General features: G+C 72.8%; 18 protein-coding genes. 4 read left to right on the top strand and 14 right to left on the bottom strand.

The window, feature by feature from the left end; translation table 11 throughout:
• The 8 genes from BUB75_RS41565 to BUB75_RS41530 form a co-directional block, all read right to left on the bottom strand.
• Positions 1-1,163, bottom strand: a 1,163-nt coding sequence (locus BUB75_RS41565; protein WP_178380117.1) for a DUF222 domain-containing protein, incomplete at its 3' end; no start/stop codon positions are given.
• Positions 1,164-1,740: 577 nt separating this feature from the next.
• Complete coding sequence (locus BUB75_RS41560; protein WP_073265940.1) at positions 1,741-2,769, bottom strand: LacI family DNA-binding transcriptional regulator; 1,029 nt, start codon at positions 2,767-2,769, stop codon at positions 1,741-1,743.
• Entirely contained in the window at positions 2,766-3,761 is a 996-nt protein-coding gene (locus tag BUB75_RS41555; RefSeq protein ID WP_073265938.1) for a DUF6807 domain-containing protein, read from the bottom strand. Before BUB75_RS41555 ends, BUB75_RS41560 begins: the two co-directional genes overlap by 4 nt.
• The gene (locus tag BUB75_RS41550) at positions 3,740-4,852 is read right to left on the bottom strand and encodes a Gfo/Idh/MocA family protein (protein ID WP_218618093.1); all 1,113 of its coding nucleotides are present in this window, start codon (positions 4,850-4,852) and stop codon (positions 3,740-3,742) included. The genes BUB75_RS41555 and BUB75_RS41550 overlap by 22 nt, the downstream gene beginning before the upstream one ends.
• Positions 4,849-5,499 carry a hypothetical protein gene (locus BUB75_RS41545; protein WP_073265936.1) on the bottom strand — a complete coding sequence of 217 codons (651 nt, stop codon included), beginning with the start codon at positions 5,497-5,499 and terminating at the stop codon, positions 4,849-4,851. Before BUB75_RS41545 ends, BUB75_RS41550 begins: the two co-directional genes overlap by 4 nt.
• Position 5,500: 1 nt before the next feature.
• A complete protein-coding gene (locus BUB75_RS41540) occupies positions 5,501-6,331 on the bottom strand; it encodes a carbohydrate ABC transporter permease (RefSeq protein WP_073265934.1) in 831 nt (276 codons plus the stop codon).
• Positions 6,328-7,281 (bottom strand): carbohydrate ABC transporter permease, encoded by a 954-nt coding sequence (locus BUB75_RS41535; protein WP_084742427.1) that lies wholly within the window; start codon positions 7,279-7,281, stop codon positions 6,328-6,330. Before BUB75_RS41535 ends, BUB75_RS41540 begins: the two co-directional genes overlap by 4 nt.
• Positions 7,281-8,555: an ABC transporter substrate-binding protein gene (locus BUB75_RS41530; RefSeq protein WP_073265932.1), complete on the bottom strand. Its 1,275-nt coding sequence runs from the start codon at positions 8,553-8,555 to the stop codon at positions 7,281-7,283. Before BUB75_RS41530 ends, BUB75_RS41535 begins: the two co-directional genes overlap by 1 nt.
• 258 nt (positions 8,556-8,813) lie before the next feature.
• Between BUB75_RS41530 and BUB75_RS41525 the strand changes: the two genes are divergently transcribed.
• From BUB75_RS41525 to BUB75_RS41510, 4 genes are all read left to right on the top strand, one after another.
• Positions 8,814-9,950 carry a Gfo/Idh/MocA family protein gene (locus BUB75_RS41525; protein ID WP_073265930.1) on the top strand — a complete coding sequence of 379 codons (1,137 nt, stop codon included), beginning with the start codon at positions 8,814-8,816 and terminating at the stop codon, positions 9,948-9,950.
• Complete coding sequence (locus tag BUB75_RS41520; protein WP_073265927.1) at positions 9,943-11,073, top strand: dihydrodipicolinate synthase family protein; 1,131 nt, start codon at positions 9,943-9,945, stop codon at positions 11,071-11,073. The genes BUB75_RS41525 and BUB75_RS41520 overlap by 8 nt, the downstream gene beginning before the upstream one ends.
• A complete protein-coding gene (locus tag BUB75_RS41515) occupies positions 11,070-11,882 on the top strand; it encodes a sugar phosphate isomerase/epimerase family protein (protein WP_073265926.1) in 813 nt (270 codons plus the stop codon). Before BUB75_RS41520 ends, BUB75_RS41515 begins: the two co-directional genes overlap by 4 nt.
• Positions 11,883-12,054: 172 nt before the next feature.
• Positions 12,055-13,296, top strand: a complete 1,242-nt coding sequence (locus BUB75_RS41510; protein ID WP_073265923.1) for a pectate lyase family protein — start codon at positions 12,055-12,057, stop codon at positions 13,294-13,296.
• Positions 13,297-13,307: 11 nt separating this feature from the next.
• On the opposite strand, the gene BUB75_RS41505 is transcribed toward BUB75_RS41510, so the two are convergent.
• From BUB75_RS41505 to BUB75_RS41480, 6 genes are all read right to left on the bottom strand, one after another.
• Complete coding sequence (locus BUB75_RS41505) at positions 13,308-13,745, bottom strand: hypothetical protein (RefSeq protein WP_073265921.1); 438 nt, start codon at positions 13,743-13,745, stop codon at positions 13,308-13,310.
• Positions 13,746-14,001: 256 nt separating this feature from the next.
• Positions 14,002-15,555 carry a sensor histidine kinase gene (locus BUB75_RS41500; protein WP_218618091.1) on the bottom strand — a complete coding sequence of 518 codons (1,554 nt, stop codon included), beginning with the start codon at positions 15,553-15,555 and terminating at the stop codon, positions 14,002-14,004.
• Positions 15,552-16,256 carry a response regulator transcription factor gene (locus BUB75_RS41495; RefSeq protein ID WP_178380116.1) on the bottom strand — a complete coding sequence of 235 codons (705 nt, stop codon included), beginning with the start codon at positions 16,254-16,256 and terminating at the stop codon, positions 15,552-15,554. The genes BUB75_RS41500 and BUB75_RS41495 overlap by 4 nt, the downstream gene beginning before the upstream one ends.
• Positions 16,257-16,259: 3 nt before the next feature.
• On the bottom strand, positions 16,260-17,744 hold the full coding sequence (locus BUB75_RS41490) for a streptophobe family protein (protein ID WP_073265919.1): 1,485 nt from the start codon (positions 17,742-17,744) through the stop codon (positions 16,260-16,262).
• Positions 17,737-18,519: an ABC-2 transporter permease gene (locus tag BUB75_RS41485; protein ID WP_073265917.1), complete on the bottom strand. Its 783-nt coding sequence runs from the start codon at positions 18,517-18,519 to the stop codon at positions 17,737-17,739. Before BUB75_RS41485 ends, BUB75_RS41490 begins: the two co-directional genes overlap by 8 nt.
• The gene (locus BUB75_RS41480) at positions 18,516-19,433 is read right to left on the bottom strand and encodes an ABC transporter ATP-binding protein (RefSeq protein ID WP_073265915.1); all 918 of its coding nucleotides are present in this window, start codon (positions 19,431-19,433) and stop codon (positions 18,516-18,518) included. Before BUB75_RS41480 ends, BUB75_RS41485 begins: the two co-directional genes overlap by 4 nt.
• Positions 19,434-19,447: the final 14 nt, after the last annotated feature.

Genomic DNA, 19,447 nt, shown 5'->3' with positions numbered 1-19,447 from the left:
GGCGGCAGCCAGGTGGCCGGCAGGTTCGCGTCCGCTAGTCCCGCCCCGGCCATGGCTGCCTCTGGCAGGCCCGTGCCGGGGAGGCCCGTGCCGGGGAGGCCCGTGCCGGGGAGGCCGGTGCCGTACGGGGGGCTGTTGTCGGGTGCGGTTTGGTGGGCGGATTCTTCTGTCCAGACCGCGAGGACGGTGTCCCAGTCGATAGCCGCCTCGATACCGGCGGCGGGATCCGCGGCGTCGTCTGGGCGGGTGGCCCAGTCCGGTGGCACCGGAACCGGGTCATCGTCGAGGTACGCCCACTCCGCGGTGAGGGCGTCCTCGCCGTCGAACCGGACCGGGGCCTTGAGCCGGCGTCGTTTCCGGCCCGGCCTGCTGCTTTCCTGAAGGTCCTGGGCGTGCACCAGCACCGCCAGATGCGGCTGCTCACCCCCATGAGTCGGAAGATGCGCGGTGTCCAGCCCGAGGCGGAACAACTCCGCCAGCGCGTCATGACGACGCTGACACGGGCTCCGGTCGTCCTCGGCGTCCCGCCGGCCCGAAGCGGCGTTCAAATACGTCTGCGCCAACGCACCGGCCTCCGGAGTCAACGTCCCGGCCAAATCCCACGTTCCGCCAAAGGTCTGCGCGTGGTAGACCGCACGGTCGGCCTCATCCGGCTCCCCACCGTCGCCGTCATCGTCCTCGGTTTCCGGGCGCAGATACGCCTCGATCCGCCTAGAGACGTGCTTCAACGCGGCCGGGTCCATCGTCAACGCCGGACCCAGCAACGCCTCCACCGCCTCACCCGCCAGGTCCGGGCCGACCTTCTTCGCTAACCGGGCGGCGACCAGCACATGCGCCCGCGACACCCGACCCGCCCGGAACGCCTCCGCGAACACCGGATCGTCGGGCAGATGCCGGGCCACGTCCACCAGCTCCGAGGACTCCACCGGCGACACCTGCAACCGGGCCCGCAGCCACGACTTGGTCGACACCGCTCCGTCGTATTCGACCGCACCCCGCTGATGCACCACCCCCACGGTCGCGACCAGGGCGGCGTCGATCTGCGACCGGATCCGATACAGCTCCCGCGTCCGTTCGCACAAGGCCCCGTCGGAGTCGCCGGTGAGGTCCTCACCAGCAACGACGGCCGCCGCCGCGGCTAACCGTCCGAGGCCTGTGTCCATACCCGCAACCCTATTCATCGCACACCCGTACGGGAATCAGGCGAGCGGCGTACCCGGCCCTATGCCGTTCGGTGTAGGAGATGAGCTCCTTCGGCTCGCGTCAGGGGCGGGACAACTGGGGTAGGCCTCCGTGGGTGGGCGGCAGAGTCGCCGACAGTTGGGCGTGGCCCTCGGGCGTGCCGACGCCGTCTCGCGCCTCGGGGTGCTCGCGGTAGTAGTGAATCGCGTGGGCGAGGAAGCGCGGATCAGGCCCTGAAAACGGGGCCGTTCGACCATCGGACCGCGAGGCCGTCCGTGCTGAGCGTGAGGAAGGGCCTGCGAAACAGCGTGAGCCACCCGGCGCAGCCGAATATTCCGCCCGCGAACAGCGCGGACTCCCGGGCTGACGAATGGATCCGGATCGAAAGTCAGGAACCCGGCGGCGATGCCGGCGAACATCGGCAGTAGGGCATGGTCTATCAGCCGCGTGGCCGCGAAGAAGACTGGCCGCCCCCGGTGGTGGCCGAGAAGGAACGCCCTCGGTCGCCGCCGCGAGACCCAGTTGAGCCTTGGTGGGAGCTGTCCCCATCGGACGGAGCTACCCGACGAGGCGGCGGGTGCTCTCGCGGAGGACCACCTCGCCCGGCACCGCGACGACCTGCGGCGCCGGGCTGGGCGCCAGCGCGAGCGCGAGTTCGGCGGCGCTGCGGCCGAGCTGCCCGAGCGGCAACCGCACGGTGGTCAGCGGCGGCGCGACGTCGCGCAGCGTCGGGATGTCGTCGAACCCCGCGACCGACAGGTCACCGGGCACCGAGACCCCGCGTTCGCGCAGCGCGGCCATCGCCCCGACCGCCATCACGTCGTTGACCGCGAACACGCACGTGACGTCCAGCGGCGCCGCGAGCAGGTCGACCACCGCCCGGTAGCCGCCGTCCCGGGTGAACGGGCCGGTCAAGACGCGCCGGACCGTGCCACCGCACTCCTCGACCCCGGCCCGGAACCCGGCGAGCCGGTCGGTGGCGGTGAGCAGCGCCTCCGGACCGGCCAGCACCGCGAACCGCCGGTGCCCGAGCCCGGCCAGCGCGACCGCGAGCGCGCGGGCGCCCTCCTCGTTCTCCGGCGCGACCGTGTCGGTGCCGAGCAGCGGCTGGCTGATGCACGCGACCCGCCCGCCGCCGGTCCGGAACGCCTGGACCTCGCGGGCCAGCCGCCGGGTCTGCGCCGCGTTACTGGTGCGGCTCCCGGCGAGGATCAGCGCCCGGGCCCGCTGGGCCCGCAGCAGCGCGACGTGGTCGAGTTCCCGTTCCGCGCTGGCCAGCGTCGACCCGAGTGAGACGATCAGCCCGCGCTCGTCGGCGGCGGCCATCACCCCGGCGGCGATCGTCGAGAAGTACGGGTCGGCGATGTCGTGCACGACCAGGCCGACGAGGCTGCTCGAACCGCGCGCCACGGCCTGGGCGTGCAGGTTCGGGACGTAGTCCAGTTCCGCGGCGGCGGCCAGCACACGGTGGCGCAGGTCGGCGCCGACCGACCGTTCGCTGCCGTTGAGCACGCGGGACGCGGTGGCCACCGAGACGCCCGCCCGGCGCGCCACCTCGGTCAGCGTCACCGCCGGCTGGCTGGTCATGACCGTCCTCTCTCGCTCAGGGGCTCAGTTCCGGCCGCGCGCCCGACCGACGCGTCAACCCCGGCCGACGCACCGTCCCGTTCGGCCGCCTCGTCCCGTTCGGCGGCCTCGGCCCGTCCCGCCTTAGCCCGTTCCGCGGCTTCGGTCCGTGCTGCCGCTTCGGCCAGGGCCGTGATTCCGGCCGGCGACCGGCGGCCGTCGGCGATGTGCACGCGGACCCGCCGGGTCAGCGCGTCCCCTGGCGCCAGCGGCACCGGTTCGGTGTACGCGAGCGCGGAGCCGATGCCCGGGTAGGCCGCGACCCGGACGAACCACGGGTCGGCCGCGGTGGCGGCGTCCCCGGGCAGGAAGACCAGGGTATATCCGGCCGACGGTGCACCGGCGTCCGCCGTGACGGCCAGCCACGGCGCCGGACGGCCATGTGTCCGGGCCTCGCCGGAACCGGACGGCGTCCGGACGTCGAGCGGGGCGGCGGACGGCGGAAGGCGCCAGAAGAAGCCGCCGTATCCGGCGTCGGCCCGGCCGTTCGTTCCGGGGCTGCCGAGCACGACCGGCGTGTTCCCGGCGGTGCGCAGCGTGAACGTGACGTCCAGCGTCCAGTGGTCGTCGGCAGCGGTGGCCCGGAGAGTCCGCACCTCGGTGAGCAGGACGCTGCCGTCCCTGCCGACCCAGTCGTGGACGCTCACCAGCGGGTCGTCGCCGCGGAACGCGCGGTGCCGCACGTGGCCGCGGTCGTCGAGGTCGACGTACCCGTCGGGGTGCCGGTACGTGCGGCCACCCCAGAAGTTCACCCGGTTGACGTCCTGGACCGCGACCGACACGCCCAGGTGCCAGCGGTGGTCGACCGGAGCGGCGTCGGTGACCGGGGTCCCGCCGAGCGTCCGGACCGGATGCAGGTAGGGCCGCGGGGAGACGAACGGCTCGAGGTCGGGTGCGTGGACGTGCCGGGCCACTTCGCGCCCGCCGACGATCAGCGGCCTGTCGTTGCCCACGGCACCTCCTGCTCGGTGAACGTTCGTAGCGTTTCGGCGGCGGCCAGCACGGCGTCATCCACGCCGACGACCTCCCGCCGCGTTTCGGGCCCGGTCCCGGACTCGCGGATCCATTCCGGGTCGATGGCCACCGGCTCGGGCGCGCGGCGGACGGCGTCCAGAACACGCATGAAACCCGCGGTGGACGCGAGCGGCACCCGCAGCGGACGCGCGCGGTCGCGGAGGTGGGCGACGAGGTCGGTGAGCAGGTCGACGCGGTCGTACCGGTGTTGCTCCCCGGCCACCTCGACGAGGTCCTCGGTGTAGTGCAGGGTGAGCCGGCCGGCGGAGCCGTGGACGACCAGGTACGGAGTGCGGTGGTGCGTGGCGCAGAGCGTGACGGCCAGGGTCACCGGCGTGCCGTGGCTGGTGCGGATCCGGATCGCCGCGGTGTCGTCGGCCTCGATCGGGTGCGCGTGGTACAGCTCCGGGCTGACGTCGGCCACCGACCCGCCGTCGATCGCCAGCGCGGTCGCCACCAGGTGCGCGAACGGGTTGGTCAGCGCACCGTCGACCACCGGGACGTCGCCGAGCCTGCGGCGCCCGGCCCAGGACGCGCGACCGTAGTAGGCAGCGGTCCGGATCCAGGTGCCCGCGCCGCCGACGCCCCGGACCGTACCGATGCGTCCGGACGCGACGATCTCCCGGACCGCGTCCACCGCCGCGGAACCGAGGCTCTGGAAACCGACCTGGCAGGGGACGCCGCTCTCCTCCACGGCGGCCGACAACCGTGCGAACTCGCTGAACGTCGGCGCCGGTGGCTTCTCCAGCAGCACCGCCCGGCCCGCGCGCAGAGCCGTCAGCGCCAGATCGACGTGCGTGTGGATCGGCGTCGCGATCAGGACGACGTCCGGGTCGACGCGGCCGATCAGCGGGTCCAGTTCGGGTGACCACGGGACGTCGGAAACCGGCACCGGATCGCACACCCCCACCAGCTCGGCGATGCCGAGACCCGCCAGCCGCGCGAGGTTCGCCAGATGCCACTTCCCGTGCCCGTGCGCGCCCACCAACACCACCCGCGCCGGTCGGCCGGCGCCGATCCCGCCCGTCACGCGACCGCCCGCGCCCCGTGGGCCACCGACCCGCCGGCCTGCGCGGCGCCCCGCGCCGCCGCGCCCACGGCGCCCACGGACGCGCCGCCCACGGACGCGCCCGGCGCGCCCACGACCACACCCGGCCGGCGTCGGGTCACGGCGACCGCGGCCAGCGCGAGTACCCCCGGCACCAGCGTGATCATCAGCGGCACGGTGAACGCCAGCACGCCCGCCACGACCACCGCGGCCAGCAGCAACAGCCCGTCGCCGGGGTGCCGCAGCAACGCCAGCGCCGCCCCGCGCAGCACCGCCGACCAGGACGACCCGGGCTCCCACCGTGCGGCCGCACCGAGCCCGACGAGCGCCACCGCGCCGAGCACCACCGCCAGCACCGCACCGCCGGGTGCGCCGACGGCCAGCGCCAGAGCGTCCCCCAGAAGCAGGAGCGGGAACAGGAGCACCCCGGGGTGCGACCGGAGCACCGCGACGAACGTCCGGCCGTAGCCCGGCACGGTCACCGTGGTCTCGGAAGCCACCCGCAGCGACAGCACCCGGCAGGCGGTGGTGAGCGCGGCGAACGCGGTCACCAGCGGTAGCGAGGCCAGGAACGTCAGCACGCCCACCAGCAGCACGTCGGCGAACAGGGAGAATCGTGGCCCGAACATGTCAGCCCTTCAATCCGGACGTACTCACGCCCTCGACCAGGAACCGCTGGAACGCCAGGAAAAACAGCCCGATCGGCACCAGCGTGAGCACCGACATCGCGAACATCGGCCCGTACTGGGACGTGCCGGTCTGGTCGATGAACAGCCGCAGCGCCAGCGGCAGCGTGTAGTTCTCCGGGCTGTTGAGGTACAGCAGCTGGCTGAAGAAGTCGTTCCAGGTCCAGATGAACGTGAAGATCGTCGTGGTGATCAGCGCCGGGCGGATCAGCGGCAGCATGATGTGCCAAAACGTCCGCGCCGGGCCGCACCCGTCGATCCGCGCCGCCTCGTCGAGCTCGCCGGGGATCCCCCGCATGAACTGGACGATGAGGAACACGAAGAACGCGTCGGTGGCCAGGAACTTCGGCAGGATCAGCGGCCAGAACGTGTCGATCATGCCCATCTGCTGGAAGATCGCGTACTGCGGGATGATCACGACGTGGTGCGGCAGCATGATCGTCGCGATCATGAACGCGAACAGCGGCCCGGACAGCCGGAACCGCAGCCGGGCGAACGCGAACGCCGCGAGCGAGCACGATACGACGTTGCCGATCACCGCTCCCCCGGCGACGATCACCGAGTTGGTCAGGAACCGCCAGAAGCTCGTGCCGCCGATGCCGGCCAGCGCATCGGTGTAGTTGGAGAACTCCCAGTCGCGCGGGAGCAGCGCCAGGCTCGAGGTCACCTCGTCCGGCGGCTTGAACGACGTCCCCAGCAGCCACACGATCGGGTAGAGCAGCAGCGCGAGCAGCGCCAGGCAGACGAAGTGCCAGCCCAGCCGACGCGCCGTCATGACCGCCCCTTGTCATCGGTGTAGAAGACCCAGAGCCGCGCGGACCGGAAGATGAGCGCGGTGACCACCGCGATCACGATCAGCAGCACCCAGGCCATCGCGGACGCGTAACCCATCCGGAAGTCGGTGAACCCGCGCTGGTACAGGTAGAGCGTGTAGAACAGCGTCGCGTCCGACGGACCGCCGCGCCCGCCACTGACCACGTAGGCCGGGGTGAACGCCTGGAACGCGTGGATGGTCTCCAGCACCAGGTTGAAGAAGATCACCGGGGAGAGCATCGGCAGGGTGATCGCCCGGAACGTCTGCCAGCGCCCGGCGCCGTCCACCGCCACCGCGTCGTACAGGTCCTGCGGGATCTGCTTGAGCCCGGCCAGGAAGATCACCATCGGCGCGCCGAACTGCCAGCCGGCCAGGAAGATCAACGTGAACAGCGCGTACTGCGGCTGACCGACCCACCCGCCGGTCTCCCAGCCCAGCGCCGCCAGGCCGCGCTCGAACGCCGCGCCGTCGCCGAACAGCGTGCGCCACACCAGCGCGATGCTCACGCTCGCGCCGAGCAGCGACGGTGCGTAGAACGCCGACCGATACAGCCCCTGCCCGGTGCGGCGCCGGTTGAGCAGCAGCGCCACGGCCAGCGCCAGCCCGAGCTTGAGCGGCACCGCGAGCAGCACGTACTTCGCGGTGACCCAGACCGACGTGAGGAACCGTCCGTCCTCGGTGAACATCCGCCGGTAGTTCTCGAACCCCACCCACTCCGGCGACGAGAACAGGTCGTAGTCGGTGAACGAGAGGTACAGCGACGCGACCATCGGGCCGATCGTGAGCAGCAGCGCGCCGGCGATCCAGGGCGAGAGGAACAGGTACGCGATCCCGCCGCCTCGTTTGCGCACCGGCCGGTCCGTGCCGCCATTCAGCGACGGCACGGACCGGGTGGGCGTGACTACGGCCATCAGGCGGTGAGTTCCTGCTCAGCCCGGGTGAAGAACTCGTCGACGGCCTTGTCGACCGACAGCTTCCCGAACGCGATCTCCTCGTTCAGCTGCTGCCAGTAGTCCTTCAGCGCGCTGTTGCCCTTCGGCGGTGCCGGAGGAGCGGGGACCAGGTCGGCCTCGATGCTCTTCTCGTACTCGTAGACCGCCTTCTGCGGGCCGGTCAGCGTCGCACCGACCTTGTCACGGTTGGCGGTGTTCGGCGGCAGCCCGCGGTCGACGCCGAGGATCGCGGCGGCTTCGGGGTCGTTGACCAGGAAGTCGACGAGCTTGTCCGACGCGGACCGGACCTTCGTCTTCTGCGAGATCGACAGGAACATCGACGGCTTGGCGTAGGCGCCGAGCTTGCCGGTGTCCGACGGGTACGGCGCGAGCCCGACCGGCTTGCCGAGCACCTCGTAGTACGACGCGACCGTGGAGTCCCAGCTGTTCTCGGTGTACGAGAGCCGCTTGCCCATCGGCATGTTCTCGATCGAACCGTCGATCGTCGCGGTGACCTTGCCCGGCGTCGACGCCTTCTGCTTGCGGAGGTTGTCGATCAGAGTCAGGTAGTTCTTCAGATCGGCCTTCTCGAAGCCGAGCTTGCCGTCCTCGGTGTAGAGCTGCGTGCCGCTCTGCAGCAGCCAGGTCTCGAACGACTCCCACTGCCAGCCGAGGTCGGTGACGCCGCTGACCTTGCCCTTCGAGGCCTGGGTGAGCTTGGTGCCGTTGGTGAGGTAGTCCTGCCACGTCCAGCCCTTGGCCGGCGGCTTCAGGCCCGCCTTCTGGTACGCCTCCGGGTCGTAGACCATGACGAACGTCGTCTGTCCCATCGGGACCGCGTAGAGCTTGTCGTCGACGACCCCGGAGTCCTTGACCGACTCGGCGACCTGGTCGGTGACACCGTCGTCGAGCTCGGCCAGCACGTTGCGGTCGGCGTATTCGCGCAGGTAGGCGCGGTCCATCTGGAAGACGTCGGGTGCGTTGCCGCCCGCGGTCTCGGTGGCCAGCTTCTCGAAGTACGGCTTGAACGCCGAGTACGACGTCTTGATCGTGATGTTCGGGTTCTTCTTCGTGAACAGGTCGAGCGCCTGCTGGGTGCTCTTGGCCCGGTCGGCGCTCCCCCACCAGGAGAACCGCAGGGTCACCTTCGCGTCGGGGTCTTCGCTGGTGTCACCGCCGCCACCGCACGCGGCGGTGGCCAGCACGGCAGCCGCGGCGAGGGTGGCGAGGAGAGTACGTAAAGGAGATCGCATGAGGGGACGTCCCTTCCCGCGGGAGGGGCCCGCGACGAATGGGGAGGCGCGCTGGGATCGCCCGCCGTCGGTGCGGCCGGCAGACGTGGGAAAGCGCTTGCCGACGGACCATAGGGCGCAGCCATTCCCGTGTCAACGGTCCGTTTCTCGCGGATTTCGGAGGTTGACAGCACGGATTCCGGGGGTCCACCGTGGAAAGCGGTTTCCAGCGGGCGGAGCCCCTTGTGGCGCGCCCGCCGCGAGCGGAAGAGAGGCAGCATGGAACAACGCACGCTCGGCATCGCCATGAACGGCGTGACCGGCCGGATGGGATATCGCCAGCACCTGGTCCGGTCGATCCTGGCGATCCGGGACGAGGGCGGCGTCCTGCTGCCGGACGGCTCCCGCGTGGTGCCCGAACCCATCCTGGTGGGCCGGGACGCCGCCAAACTCCGCGCGCTCGCCCTGCGCCACGGCCTCGAGCGGTGGACCACCGACCTGTCCGAAGCCCTCGACGCCTGCGACGTCTACTTCGACGCCCAGATCACCCAGGCCCGCGAGAAGGCGATCAAAGCCGCGCTCGCCGCGGGCAAACACGTCTACACCGAAAAGCCGCTCGCCGAGACCCTCGACGGCGCGCTCGACCTCGCGCACCTCGCGTCCCAGGCGGGCGTCCGGCACGGCGTCGTCCAGGACAAACTGTTCCTCCCCGGCCTGCTCAAACTGCGCCGGTTACTCGACGGCGGCTTCTTCGGCCGCGTCCTCTCGGTACGCGGCGAGTTCGGCTACTGGGTGTTCGAAGGCGACTGGCAACCCGCACAGCGTCCGAGTTGGAACTACCGCACCGAGGACGGCGGCGGCATCACGCTCGACATGTTCTGCCACTGGTCCTACGTGCTCGAGCACCTGTTCGGGCCCGTCGAAGCGGTGACCGCACGGATCGCCACGCACGTGCCGACCCGCTGGGACGAAAACGGGTCGGAATACCGCGCCACCGCCGACGACGCCGCCTACGGCATCTTCGAACTCTCCGGCGGCGTGATCGCGCAGATCAACTCCTCCTGGTGCACCCGCGTCAACCGCGACGAGCTGGTCGAATTCCAGGTCGACGGCGTCGAGGGCAGCGCCGTCGCCGGCCTGCACCGCTGCCGGATCCAGCACCGCGCCGCCACCCCGATGCCCACCTGGGACCCGGACGCGCCGACCACCGAACGCTTCCGCGACCAGTGGCAGGAAGTCCCCGACAACGGCGTCACCGACAACGGCTTCAAGGTCCAGTGGGAAGCGTTCCTGCGGCACGTCTGCGCCGGAACCCCGTTCCCGCACGACTTCGCGTCCGGCGCCCGCGGGGTGGCGCTCGCCGAGGCCGGCCTCCGGTCAGCGGCCGAAGGCCGCCGGGTGGTGCTCGATGCCTGAGGTGCGGCTCCCCGGTGGGCCCAACTACGTCATGGGGACGCCGGGCGCGTGGTCGGTCCCCACCGCGCCGTTCGTCTCACGCACCGTGTTCGCGGCGGCCCACGTGGTCGCCGACCCGTTCGCCGACAACACCCCCGGCGCACCGGCCGTCGTCGACTGGGAGACCACGCTCGCGTTCCGCCGCCACCTCTGGTCGTGGGGGCTCGGTGTCGCCGACGCGATGGACACCGCCCAGCGCAACGCCGGTCTCGACTGGGCCGCGACGAGGACACTCATCGCGCTCTCGGCCGCCGAAGCCACCGGGCCGCTGGCCTGCGGAGCCGGCACCGACCACGCCGGGGCCCTGTCGTCGCCGGGTGAAGTGCTGGCCGCGTACGAGGAGCAGGTCGCGTTCGTCGAGGACACCGGCGCGCAAGTGATCCTGATGGCGTCCCGGCAGCTCGCGGCCGTCGCACGCGGCCCCGAGGACTACCTTTCCGTCTACGGCACGCTGTTGAAGCAGGTCGCGCGCCCGGTGATCCTGCACTGGCTCGGCGAGATGTTCGACCCGCACCTGCGCGGCTACTGGGGCAGCTCGTCGGTTCCGGATGCGACCGAGACGCTGCTGTCGATCATCGCTCAACACCCGGGCGCCGTGGACGGCGTCAAGGTCTCGCTGCTCGACGCTTCCCACGAGGTCTCGCTGCGGCGGCGGCTGCCGGACGGCGTCAAGCTCTACACCGGCGACGACTTCCACTACCCGGCGCTGATCCGAGGCGATTCGTCCGGGTACTCGCACGCCCTGCTGGGGGTGCTGGATCCGATCGCGCCGGCGGCGTCCGCCGCATTGGGCTTCCTGGACACCGGAGACCTGGACGCGTACGACGCGACCCTGGCACCGACCGTGCCGCTCGCCCGGCACCTGTTCGCCGCCCCGACCTCGGCGTACAAGACCGGGATCGTGTTCCTCGCCTGGCTCGCCGGGCACCAACCGGCGTTCGCGATGGTGGGCGGCGCGACGACGGCCCGCAGCCTCCCCCACCTGGTGGAGACGTTCCGGCTGGCCGACCGCGCCGGGCTGTTCCCTGACCCCGAGCTGGCGTCGGCGCGGATGCGCGCGTTCCTGGCGGTGCACGGCGCATGAGCCTCTCGCTGAACCAGAAGACGATCAACCGGGCCTCGCTCGCCGAGGCCGTGGACGCCTGTGCCCGCGCCGGGATCGAGGCGATCGGCGTGTGGCGCGAACCGCTCGCCGACGTCGGCGTCGAGCGCGGCGCCAAACTCGTCCGGGACGCGGGGCTGCGGGTGTCGTCGCTGTGCCGGGGCGGGTTCCTCACCGGCGACGACCGGGACGCCGCACTGGACGAGAACCGGCGCGCGATCGACGAGGCCGCAGCCCTCGGCACGTCCACGTTGGTGCTGGTCGTCGGCGGTTTGCCGCCGGGCTCCCGGGACCTCGCCGCGGCCCGGGAACGCGTCGCCGACGGGGTCGCCGCGCTCGCTCCGTACGCCGCGGCGGCGGGCGTACGGCTGGCGCTCGAGCCGATGCACCCGATCTACTGCGCCGACCGGGGCGTGCTCTCCACCCTGGACCAGGCGCTGGACCTGGCGCTGCGCTTCCCGGCCGCGCAGGTCGGCGTCGTCGTCGACACGTTCCACGTCTGGTGGGACCCCCGGGTGGAGGCCGCGATCGCCCGGGCCGGCGACCGGATCGCCGCGTACCAGGTGTGCGACTGGATCCTGCCGCTGCCGCCGGACGCGCTGCTCGCGCGCGGCCTGCCGGGCGACGGGTACATCGACTTCCGGACGCTCGGCGCGGCGGTGGCGCGCGCCGGGTACCGCGGCGACGTCGAAGTGGAGGTGTTTCACGCCGACGTGTGGGCGGCGCCGTTCGATCAGGTGGTGAGCGAGGTCGTTCACCGCTACGCCGAGCACGTGGCGCCCACGGGTTGACGCGTTGTGGGCCTCTACGAGCGGCTTAGAGGCCCAGAACGCAGAAGATCGCGGCGCGCGCCACCTGGGTGCGGGCGCGGGCACCACCTGGGCGCGGGCGTGCGGTGGTGCGCGGTGGAGCGTCCGCGTGTGTTTGGGCTTGTTATTGCGGAACCCCGACGAAAGGACGCCGATGTCCCGACTCCTGGCCGCCGTAGGCGGCCTCGTGCTGCTCCTGACCCTCACTCCCCCGGCCACCGCGGCGCCGACCGAGCTCGGCAGGCAGACGCTCGCCGCGAACGACGGATGGGGCGGCGGCACCACCGGCGGGGCGGCGGACCCGCGCCCGGTGGTCGTGAGTACCCGGCGGCAGCTGGTCGACGCGGTGGCCGGCTCCGCGCCGAAGATCGTCTACGTGCGGGGCACGATCCGCGACGACGCGGGGTGCGCCGCATACGCCGACCCCGGCTACACGCTCGCGGGTTACCTCGCCGCGTACGACCCGGCGGTTTGGGGGCGCACCGCGGAGCCGAGCGGTCCGCTGGAGGAGGCGCGGGTGCGGTCGGCGGCGGCCCAGGCCGCGCAGATCAAGATTCCGGTCGGCTCGAACACGACGATCGTGGGGCTGGGCCGGAACGCACGGCTGCTCGGGCTGAGCCTGGTGCTCGACGGCGTCTCGAACGTCATCGTGCGGAACCTGCGGTTCGAGGACGCGGCGGACTGCTTCCCGCAGTGGGATCCGACCGACGGCGCGACCGGCAACTGGAACTCCGCCTATGACAACCTGCAGCTGCTCGGCGCGAGCCGGGTCTGGGTCGACCACAACACGTTCACCGACGGCGCCAACCCGGACTCGGAGCAACCGGTGTACTTCGGGCGTCCGTACCAGGTGCACGACGGCCAGTTCGACATCACGCGCGGCTCGGACCTGGTCACCGGCTCGTGGAACGTGTTCGCGCGGCACGACAAGGTGTCGCTGATCGGGTCCACGAACAACCCGGCCGACGACCGCGGCAAGCTGCGCGTGACCCTGCACCACAACCGGTACACCGACGTGCTCCAGCGGCTGCCGCGGGTGCGGTTCGGGCCGGTGCACGTCTACAACAACCTGTACGAGATCCCGGCCGCGGACCCGTTCGAGTACGCGCTCGGGGTCGGTGTCGAGTCCGCGATCGTGGCCGAGCGCAACGCGTTCCTGCTGGGTGCGGGCGTGCCCGCGGGTGACCTCCTCTACCACTGGGGCGGCACGGCGCTGACCGCCCGCGACAACACGGTGAACGGCGCTCCGGTGGACCTGGTCGCGGCCTACAACGCGGCGCACGACCCGGATCTCGGGAACGACGCGGGGTGGACGCCGACGCGGGTGGGCCGGGTCGATCCGGTGGCGCGGGTGGCTGCGGTGGTGCGGGCGGGAGCGGGCGCCGGGCGGCTCTGATCGGTGGCTGGTCACGACGGTCGCGGCTGCGGGCGATGGACGAGCGGGCCGTCGGGGCCGGCCAGCCGGTAGGAGTAGGAGCGATACGTGTGGCAGTCGTCCACGCAGCAACACCGGTCCTGGTACGGCGTCGGATGGAGGACCTCGAAGCGGGTCGGCGGGCGTCCCGGGACGGCGAGGACGACCCCGAGCGTGGTGAGCGCGGACCCGTCGAGCCCGAACAGCAACACCGTGCCCTGCGACACCGGCTCGGGGGTTTTGCAGGCCTCGGCCTTCGCGGGCGGGGTGATGCAGAGCTGCGCCGTGGTGCCGGCGGGCAGGAGTCGAATCACCGACGTGAGGTCGACGCTGACGCTGGGACCGGCACACGGAGCACAGGCCGGGGGTTCGGCGGGGCCGCACGCGGCGGTCAGCAGCGCGAGGAGGGCGACGGCGACGCGGCGGGGCATGGCGATAGGACGCCGCCCCGACCCGTTCGGTTCCGGCCCTGCCCTCGGGCTGCTCGCGCGCCGCTCCGGGCCGCTCGCGGGCCGCTCCCGGCAGGACCGGGCGTTCCCGGGCCGCTCCCGGCCGCACCGGGCGTTCCCGGGCCGGTGCCGGCCGCACCGGGCGTTCCCAGGCCGGTGCCGGCCGCGCCTGGCCGTCCCCGGCTGCTCCGGGTCGCCGCCACCGGGCCGCACCGGGCCGTCCCCCGGCTGCTCCGGGTCACTCGCTGGGAAGTTCCAGCCGGAACGTGGCGCCGCCGCCGGGGGTGGGCGCGAGCGTGACCCGGCCGCCGTGTGCCAGCGCGACCGATTGCGCGATCGCCAGGCCGAGCCCGGCGCCGCCACCGGCATCGCGGGTGCGGGAGGAGTCCGCGCGGTAGAACCGTTCGAAGACCCGGTCGCGCAGCTCCGCGGGGACGCCGGGGCCGTGGTCGGCGACCTCGAGGACCGCGCGGCCGTCGACGGTGCCGACGCCGATCCGGACGCCGGTGCCCGCGGGCGTGTGCGCGACCGCGTTGCCGAGCAAATTGGACACCACCTGCCGGAGGCGCACCTCGTCGCCGACGGCGGGCGCGGGCGCGATCGGCCCGCCGCCAGGGCCGGTGATCTCGGCGGGCCGGTCCGGGGCCAGCGCGCGCAGGTCGGCCAGCGCGTCGGCGGCCAACGCGCGCAGGTCCATCGGCGCCGGACGGAGCCCGAGGTCGGCCGGTTCGGCGGCGGGGTCCGCGCTGTCGAGGCGGGCGAGTAGCAGCAGGTCGTCGACCAGGTGGGAGAGGCGGGTGGCTTCCCGCTCGATCCGGACCATCGCAAGGTCGGTGGGGTCCAGGCCACCCGGACCGCCTGCGGCCGGGCCGCCGGGGCCAGTGCCCGTGGCGGCTGGGCCGGGGGCCGCGGCGGTGTCGCGGCCTAGGCGGTGGAGTTCGGCGAAGCCCTTGATGCCGGCGAGTGGGGTCCGCAGCTCGTGGCTGGCATCCGCGACAAAACGACGCATCCGTGCCTCGGAGGCGGCCTGGGCCGCGACCGCGGTCTCGATGCGTTCGAGCATGCCGTTCAGCCCCTCGCCGAGCCGCCCGATCTCGGTGCGCGGCCCGGCGTCGATCGGAATTCGGCGGGTCAGGTCGCCACCGGCGATCGCGGCAGCGGTCTCCTCGATCCGGCGGAGCGGCCGGAGCCCGGCGCGGACCGCGATCACCGCCAGCAGCGCGAGCAGCGCGAGGACGCCGGCGCCGATCGCCAGCCCGGTGACCCGGACCCGGTCGACGGTCGTTTCTACCTCGTCCAGCGACGCCGCGACCACCCAGCCGCCGCGGTCCGGTCCGCTGACCGCGATCGCCCGCCAGCCGGTGCCGTCCTCCGCCCGGAGCCCGAACGCCTCCCCGGCCCGGCGGGTGATCGCGGCGGTGTCCAGCGTCGGCAGGTCCGGGGTGCGGCCCTGCTCCTGGCCGGCCCGGAGCGTCCGCACCACCTCGCCGTCCGCCGACAGCTGCACCAGCCACACCTGGCTGATCAGGTCCAACGCCACCGGCGCCTGGGCCAGGGACTGCGCCGGTGGGTCGGCCGACCGCTGGAACTGTTCGATCGCCGCGGGGTCGAGCCGGCTCAGCGTCGCCGCGATCGGACGGAGCTGCGCGTCTACCCGGCCCACCAGCGGCGGCCGCAGCGCGGCCACCACGGCCTCGTTCGTCAGCAGGAGCCCGGCGGCGAACAACACGACGATCAGCGACAGCAGCCGGGCCCGCAGGGACAGCTCCCGCCACCGGCGGCTCAGCCTCACGGCCGCGGCCTGCGCAGGACGTAGCCGACGCCCCGGACCGTGTGGATGAGCTTGGGTTCGGTGCGGTCGACCTTGCGGCGCAGGTAGCTGACGTAGGACTCGACGATGCCCGCGTCGCCGCCGAAGTCGTACTGCCAGACGTCGGTGAGGATGCGGGTCTTGTCGAGCGTGCGGTCGGCGTGGGTCATCAGGTAGTGGAGCAGCCGGAACTCGGTCGGTGAGAGCTCGATCGGCTCGCCGCCCCTGGTCACGAGGTGGGCGTCGACGTCGAGGTGCAGGTCACCGACGACCAGCGTGCTGTCCGCGACCCGGCCCTGGGCGCGGCGGATGATCACCTTGATCCGGGCGATCAGCTCGTCCAGCTGGAACGGTTTCGTGACGTAGTCGTCGCCGCCGAGCGACAAGCCGGTGAGCTTGTCCGCCGGAGCGTCGCGGGCGGTCAGGAACAGCACCGGGATCGCGTCCGACGACCGTGCCCGTAGCCGCCGCAACACCTCGTAGCCGTCGATGTCGGGCAGCATGACGTCGAGGACGATGAGGTGCGGCTGCTCGCGCAGGCCGAGCTCGAGCGCCTCGGCGCCGGTCGCCGCGGCCCGCACCTCGAACCCGGCGAACCGCAGGCTCGCCGCCAGCAGTTCCCGCAGCGTCGGCTCGTCCTCCACGACGAGCAAAGAACTGGTCTCGGCCACGTCCACGTCCACCCGTCATCCGCTCCCACCACTGCGGTCGACCCTACGGACCGACGCCACTCGGTAGGCGGACACCAGCCGCCAGATGGACTCCGTTCGACGGGCCGCGTCCACGAGCACGACGCCGAGCGCGCCGGCCGCTGCGCCCGAGACCAGGCCGACCAGTGCGATCCGCGGGACGCTCGCACGCAGCCCGAGACCGGCGTCGAGCGCGGCGAACTCGCCGATCGAGAGGTGGACGTCGAGCGAAACCCGGGCGAGGACGGTGGCGACCGCGAGCGCGAGGGCAGTGGTGACGCCGAGCGCCGCAGCGCACCAGAGGACACGCCCAGGGTCGTGGGCCGGCGTTCGGGCCGAGTCGCCCGCGGCCGTGCGGACCGGGTCACGGCCGGGCCTTCGGGCCGTGTCGTGGGCCGACGTTCGGGCCGAGGCCTGGGCCGGGTCGCGGCTGGGTGCCGGGGCCGGGTCGTGGGCTGGGGGGCGGGCCGCGGCGAGCGTGCCGCAGAGGAGCAGTACCGCGGCGGCTGCGACCGTCAGGAGTGCGCCCGGAACGTCCAGGGCCGCCTCCGTACCGGTCGGAACCGACGACGGGTCGGACAGGCCGGTGGCGATCCGGTCGCGCAGGGCCGCGCCGACACCGGCGGGCAGGCCGCCGGTGTCCAGCCGCCAGTCGGCGCCGAGCCCGCGGGTCAGGGCGGTGAGCACCACGTTGGGGCCGCCGAGCAGCGTCGCCCCCGCAGCGGCCGGTCCGGCGGCGAACCCGGCGATCGCCGCGGCGACAGCCGTCAGGAGGCCCGCGACGCCGGTGAACACCGCCGCCACACTCACCACCGCACGCCGGAAATACTCACCGGGCAGCGACACCGCCCGGCTGCCCACCACCACGACCGCGAGGACGACCGCGAGCCAGAGCAACGCGTGTCCCCAGGTGGCGGACGCGTCGGCGCGCGGCTCCCCCAGCACCTGGACGAGCCCGGACACGTCCCCGGGGCGCAGGGTGCCGGACGGGGTCGGCGCCGACGTTTCGGAGCCGCCCAGCGCGAGCACCGGAGCGAGCAGGAGCGCGAAGCCACCGATCGCGCCGACGACGAACATCACGATCTCGACCGGCCGAAGCTGGCGCTGGGGCCACGGCGAGGGCTGGGGCTGGGGCTGGGGCTGGGGCCGCGCCCGGAGCTGGGGCTGGGCCTGAACCCTCGTCGTCGCTCGGCGTCGGAGCAGCGCTCCGGTCGCCGCCATCGTGACCGCACCGGCGAGCGAGACGCCGAGCGGCATCGCGGACAGCTCCAGTTCGATCCGCGCCGGCAGGAACCCGGTGTCGACCGCGCCGCCGAGCTCGATCGGCACGCCCAGCGCCGCCGCCACCACCAGCGCCACGAGCCGCGGGAGTTCCGAGCCGTCCGCGCCGAGCAGGAGCACCGCCCCGAGGGCCACCGCGACCATCGCGATCAGCGCCGCCGCGCCGGCGACGACCCCCGCCGCGAACGCCCGCCTAGACATCTCGACGCCGGAAGACGCTCGCCGCGGCGACCGTGAGCACCGCGACCGAACCCGTCAGCAGCGCGAACCCCGGCCATGGATCGAGGCTGTGAGGTTCCGGGGTCATCGAGATGACCTGGAGCCCGGCCATCGTCGGCCACCACGTGTGCAGGAAGTCGGACAGGAACGTCGGGAGCGCCGGGATGAACGCCGGGACGAGCAGCGTGATCGCGAACAGCGTCGCCAGCGCGCCCGCGGTCGAGCGCAGCAGCGTGCCCAGCGCGACGCCGAGCAGGCCGGTCGCGGCCAGGTACAGCCCGTAGCCGGTGGCTGCGCGCAGTGCTCCGGGGTCGCCGAGCGTGAGGTGCGGTGCGCCGCCGTCGGCGAGCACCCGCTGTCCGACCAGGAACGCGGTCAACCCCACGACCTGGCCGACGATCAGCGCGACCCCGGTGAACACCAGGGCCTTCGCGGCGAGCAGCCGGCCCCGGCGCGGGACCGCGGTGAGGCTCGTGCGCATCATGCCGGTCGCCCACTCGGACGTGACCACCAGAACGCCGAGGACACCGAGCGTCAGCTGGGCCACCAGGATGCTCCGCAGCCCGACGATCGGGTCGAACTCCGCGCGCTCGGCGGCGCCGGCGGCCTGGTACGCGGTGGCTTGCCCGGCGCTGATCAGCAGCGACAGCCCGATGCCGACCACGGCGGTCCCGGCCAGCGTGTAGGCGGTGGAGCGGAGGCTGACGAGTTTCGTCCACTCCGAACGGACGACGTGCGGCAGGCGGAGGTCGGTCATGATTCGCTCCCCGCCCCGGCGAACTCGACGCTGTCGCTGGTCAGCGCGGTGAAGGCGTCCTCGAGCGACGCGCGCTGCGGCGTCAGCTCGGTCAGCACGATCCCGGCGGCCGCCGCGATGTGACCGATGTCTTCGCTGTCCAGCCCGGTGACCAGCAACTCCCCCGCGGCGTCGGAGCGGATCGTGACCCCGTCCGCGGACAAACGGGCGATCAGGTCCGACGGCGTCGGCGTGCGCACCAGCACCGTGCGATCGCCCTGCGTCAGAACGTCGGGCAGCGGGCAGTCGGCGAGCAGGCGTCCGCGGCCGACGACGACGAGATGGTCGGCGGTCAGCGCCATCTCGCTCATCAGGTGGCTCGACACCAGCACCGTGCGACCCTCGGCGGCGAGCCGCCGCATCAGAGCCCGGATCCACCGGATGCCTTCGGTGTCCAGTCCGTTGACCGGTTCGTCGAACATCAGCACGGCGGGGTCACCGAGCAGCGCCGCCGCGATGCCGAGCCGCTGGCTCATGCCGAGCGAGAACCGGCCGGCTCGCTGCCCGGCGACGTCGGTCAGCCCGACGTCGGCCAGCACCTCGTCGACCCGGGCGTCGGGAAGGCCGTTGCTGCGGGCCAGGCAGCGCAGGTGGCTGCGTGCTGTGCGGGAGGGGTGCACCGCGCGGGCGTCGAGCAGCGCGCCCATCGTCCGCATCGGTTGGGGCAGGTCACGGTAGCGGTGGCCGTCGACGGTCGCGGTGCCGGCCGTGGGCGCGTCCAGTCCGAGGATCACGCGCATCGTCGTGGTCTTGCCTGCCCCGTTCGGGCCGAGGAACCCGGTGACCTGCCCCGGGCGGACGGTGAACGTCAGGTCGTCGACGGCGGTGCGCGCGCCGAATCGTTTCGTCAGGCCGCGGATCTCGATGGTTGCCATGCGGGCACCGTGTC

The sequence above is a fragment of the Cryptosporangium aurantiacum genome (genome assembly GCF_900143005.1).
GTDB classification, from domain to species: Bacteria; Actinomycetota; Actinomycetes; order Mycobacteriales; family Cryptosporangiaceae; genus Cryptosporangium; species Cryptosporangium aurantiacum.
This window is presented reverse-complemented; position numbering and strand designations above follow the sequence as displayed.